The 1937-nt window shown below is 51.7% G+C and carries 1 rRNA gene; it reads left to right on the forward strand.

Annotated elements, in window-relative coordinates:
* A 23S ribosomal RNA gene (locus U8T64_RS13815) occupies window positions 1-1854 on the forward strand; the annotation flags it as partial.
* Between the last annotated feature and the right edge of the window lie 83 nt (window positions 1855-1937).

Consider the following 1937-nt stretch of genomic DNA (forward strand, 5'->3'; position numbering starts at 1 on the left):
AGACAACCAGGATGTTGGCTCAGAAGCAGCCATTCATTAAAAGAGTGCGTAATAGCTCACTGGTCGAGTGACCCTGCGCCGAAAATTTAACGGGGCTAAAGTGTACACCGAAGCTTGGGATTCTCAGTTATTCTCTAAGTTTTCAGGAAGCTTTAAGAAGGAATTAGACGAGCGAAGCGAGTTAAATTTCTTTTAGTTAAAGTGGAACGAAGATTTAGAGAATAACTGAGAGTGGTAGGAGAGCGTCGTATAAGGGGTGAAGTCAGAGCGGAAGCGCTGGTGGACTTTATACGAGTGAGAATGCCGGAATGAGTAGCGAGAAATATGTGAGAATCATATTGGCCGAAAGTCTAAGGATTTTGGAGGAAGGTTCGTCCGCTCCAAGTTAGCCGGGAGCTAAGGCGAGGCCGAAAGGCGTAGTCGATGCACATACGGTGGACATTCCGTAGCCGCCAAAAGATTTAAGCAAGAGGACATCTGGAAAGGGCATGACCCGGGCGATGGTTGCCCCGGGCGTAAGGGACCGAAATCAAGTAGGGAAGCATGCTTGGACTAGGGCGAGAAAAGTCTTGTGTATATCTTAGGCGCCCGTACCGCAAACCGACACAGGTAGACAGGAAGAGGATTCTAAGGCCAACGGGAGAAGGGTAGTTAAGGAACTCGGCAAATTGATCCCGTAACTTCGGAAGAAGGGATGCCACAGCGATGTGGCCGCAGAGAATAGGCCCAGGCGACTGTTTATCAAAAACACAGGTCTCTGCTAAATCGAAAGATGAAGTATAGGGGCTGACACCTGCCCGGTGCTGGAAGGTTAAGAGGAGATGTGCAAGCATTGAATTGAAGCCCCAGTAAACGGCGGCCGTAACTATAACGGTCCTAAGGTAGCGAAATTCCTTGTCGGGTAAGTTCCGACCCGCACGAATGGTGTAACGATCTGGGCACTGTCTCAATTACCCGCCCGGCGAAATTGTAGTACCGGTGAAGATGCCGGTTACCTGCGACAAGACGGAAAGACCCCATGGAGCTTTACTGCAGCTTAATATTGGGTTTCGATAATTTATGTACAGGATAGGTGGGAGGCTAGGAACTACGGGCGCCAGCTTGTAGGGAGCCACCCTTGGGATACCACCCTTAGATTGTTGGAATTCTAACCTGCGGCCGTGAATCCGGTCGGGGGACATTGTTAGGCGGGCAGTTTGACTGGGGCGGTCGCCTCCAAAAGAGTAACGGAGGCGCTCAAAGGTCAGCTCAGCACGGATGGAAACCGTGCCCTTGAGTGTAAACGCATAAGCTGGCCTGACTGCGAGGATGACGGTCCGAGCAGAAACGAAAGTTGGAGTTAGTGATCCGGCGGTATGAGAGTGGAATTGCCGTCGCTCAACGGATAAAAGCTACCCTGGGGATAACAGGCTGATCTCCCCCAAGAGTTCACATCGACGGGGAGGTTTGGCACCTCGATGTCGGCTCATCACATCCTGGGGCTGTATTCGGTCCCAAGGGTTCGGCTGTTCGCCGATTAAAGTGGTACGCGAGCTGGGTTCAGAACGTCGTGAGACAGTTCGGTCCCTATCTGTCGTGGGCGCAGGATATTTGAGGAGAGCTGTCCTTAGTACGAGAGGACCGGGATGGACACACCTCTGGCGCACCAGTTGTTCCGCCAGGAGCACGGCTGGGCAGCTATGTGTGGAACGGATAAACGCTGAAAGCATCTAAGCGTGAAGCCGCCTCCAAGATTAGATATCCCACAGCGTAAGCTGGTAAGGCCCCTTGTAGACTACAAGGTTGATAGGCTGCGTGTGTAAGCATGGTAACATGTTCAGCTTGGCAGTACTAATAGGCCGAGGGCTTGACCATTGCCTTCTTTGGCAACTGGCCTTTCCCACCTACCTCACCTTCTATTCGCTTCCCCCGCTTTATTCAGTTTTTAGGGTACAATC

Origin of the sequence: Neglectibacter caecimuris, assembly GCF_034335015.1 — a bacterium.
GTDB lineage: Bacteria > Bacillota > Clostridia > Oscillospirales > Acutalibacteraceae > Acutalibacter > Acutalibacter caecimuris_A.